This window comes from Caballeronia sp., from assembly GCF_049581465.1.
GTDB lineage: Bacteria > Pseudomonadota > Gammaproteobacteria > Burkholderiales > Burkholderiaceae > Caballeronia.
In genome coordinates, this window is the sequence record NZ_JBAUSA010001369.1 from 1 (window position 1) to 2414 (window position 2414).

A 2414-nucleotide genomic window follows, 5' to 3' on the forward strand; every position below is an offset into this window, starting at 1 on the left:
GGGTATCAGAGGGCTTTGGAGCGAGGTGGAAAGTACGACTTCGCGGAGTAATTTGGGGGAGGGGCGGTTCTGCTGGCGGTGAGTGTGCGGCTACAATGACGTGAACACACCAAGGCAAAGATGGCTAGAATCATCCCCGACGACTGGAAAAATCTCGAAGCAACCGGCGCCGCCGTGCGCGAACTCGATACGCTCGCGTTGCTCTCGAACCTTCCCGACGATTACACCGTCTATCACGGGGTTCACTGGACTCGCATCAACGAAGGTTTCTCGGTTTTCGGCGAAGCGGATTTCGTCGTGGTTGCACCTTCCGGTCGCGTGCTGGTGATCGAACAAAAGGCAGGGTTCTTGCGTGAGACGCCCGCAGGGCTGATGAAGGTCTACATGCAGAAAGAACGCAACGTAGCCATCCAGCTCGCGCGTACGGTCGAAAATCTGCATCGCCGCTTTACGGCCGCATTCGGCGCAGGAACGTACCGGATCGAAGAGCTCCTGTACTGCCCCGACTACACCGTGAAGGACGCATCGATCGCAGGCGTTCCAGAGGCACGAATCGTCGATGCCAGCCGCAAGGCGAAGCTGCCTTCAGTCGTACTCGACATACTCCCGCCCGATGAGCGCCCGTTCGAAGCCTCCACGCGCATCCACCATTTCCTCGCCGACGAACTCGCGCTCACACCCGACACCAACGCGCTCGTCGGGCAGGCCGACATGCTCGTCACGCGGCTCTCGGGAGGTCTCGCGACCTGGGCGCGGCGGCTCGAATTCAAACCCTTCAGGTTGCGCGTGATCGGAACAGCCGGATCGGGCAAGACACAATTGGCCGTGCAAGTCATGCGCGATGCCGTCGCTCAAGGCAAGAGCGTCATGTACGTGTGCTTCAACCGGCCGCTAGCCGACCATATCCGCCTGGTCGCGCCAAAGGAAGCGCGCATCGCGAACTATCATCAACTCAGTGCAAGCGTGGCCCGCGACGCCGGCAGTCCGCCCGACTTCACCCAGCCCAATGCGTTCGCCACACTTGAAGAACGTTTCGCAAACGCGGAGATCGGCGAACAGTGGAAGGTCGACGTCCTGATCGTCGATGAAGGCCAGGATTTTCATGCTGCATGGGTGGACGCGCTCGCGCGTTTGCTCAAGCCGGACGGCGCATGGTGGTGGCTCGAAGATCCCATGCAAAATCTGTATTTTCGCGAGTCGGTACCGCTCCCCGGCTGGACCACGCTGCGCGAAACCACGAACTACCGCAGCCCGCGTGACTTGCTGGCGTATATCCGCCGGATCGTCGGGCGCGACGTGCGCCTTGATGCCGGCAGTCCGTTCGACGGCTCGGAAGTCAGTGTTTCCACCTATGAAAACGGTCACCCCGACGAAGTCATCCAGGCGACCAAGCGCGCGATTACACAGGCACTCGCACTCGGCTACCGCAAACAGGACATCGCCGTGCTGTCGTTCAGAGGCCGCGAAGGCTCGGTGCTGATCTCGATGGAACACCTCGGGCCACATCGCTTGCGCAGTTTCACGGGATCCTACGATTTATTCGGGAATCCAGAGTATCGGGAAGGCGACGTCCTGCTCGAATCGATCTACCGGTTCAAAGGGCAATCCGCACCTTGCGTGATATTGACTGAAATCGACTTCGACGTCTTCGATGAACAAGTCGCGCGCAAGTTTTTTGTCGGCGCCACGCGCGCGACCATGAAGCTGATCGTGGTCGCGTCGGAGCGCGCAGCGCTCGCATTCGACGAACAGGGTTGAAAACAATGTTCCGTCAACTAATCGTGGCGCTCGTGCTCGCCTACGCACCATTTTCTGCAAATGCAGCGCCGCTTGCGCTCGATGTCGAGGGCAACATCGGTCACGCGAACAACGCGGATCGCACTGCGTGGCATCTCACCGAAGCGGACCTGCTGAAACTGCAGGCGCATTCGATCACGACCTCGACTACCTGGACCCCGAAGTCCACCTTCACGGGTCCTCTGCTCAGCGACGTTCTCGCATTGGCCGACGCTCGCGGCGACCGATGCGAGTTGCGCACGCTTGATGACTATTCGCACACCGTGCCCGTCGCGCAAGCCGTTAAATACGGCGCAATTCTCGCGTACAGCATGAATGGAAAGCGTCTGAAAGTGAGCGATTTTGGCCCGCTATTCCTGATTTATCCGCGCGACGCGTACCCCAGCGAGTTCACCGGTGCAGGCGCCGATGCCCAGTTCGTGTGGCAGGTCAAGGCGCTGGTCATCAGATGATGCACTTGCCGTTGCGGCGCTTCAAGAATGTGCTGATGCTAATGCTAGCCCTCGCTCCGCCAGTGGCTGGCGTGGGCTATGTGCTGTATTCCGGCTTGCTCGCGAAGCAATCGAGCCAGCAACTCGGCATGCCCTACGACGGTTTCTATTGGGACGGCGCACAGC

At 60.0% G+C, this 2414-nt stretch carries 2 protein-coding genes; both read left to right on the top strand.

Annotated features, from left to right (window positions below):
- Positions 1-120 precede the first annotated feature (120 nt).
- On the top strand, positions 121-1758 hold the full coding sequence (locus WCA53_RS33105) for an ATP-binding domain-containing protein (RefSeq protein ID WP_423921956.1): 1638 nt from the start codon (positions 121-123) through the stop codon (positions 1756-1758).
- Between the two features lie 5 nt (positions 1759-1763).
- Positions 1764-2249: a molybdopterin-dependent oxidoreductase gene (locus WCA53_RS33110; RefSeq protein ID WP_423921959.1), complete on the top strand. Its 486-nt coding sequence runs from the start codon at positions 1764-1766 to the stop codon at positions 2247-2249.
- Positions 2250-2414: the final 165 nt, after the last annotated feature.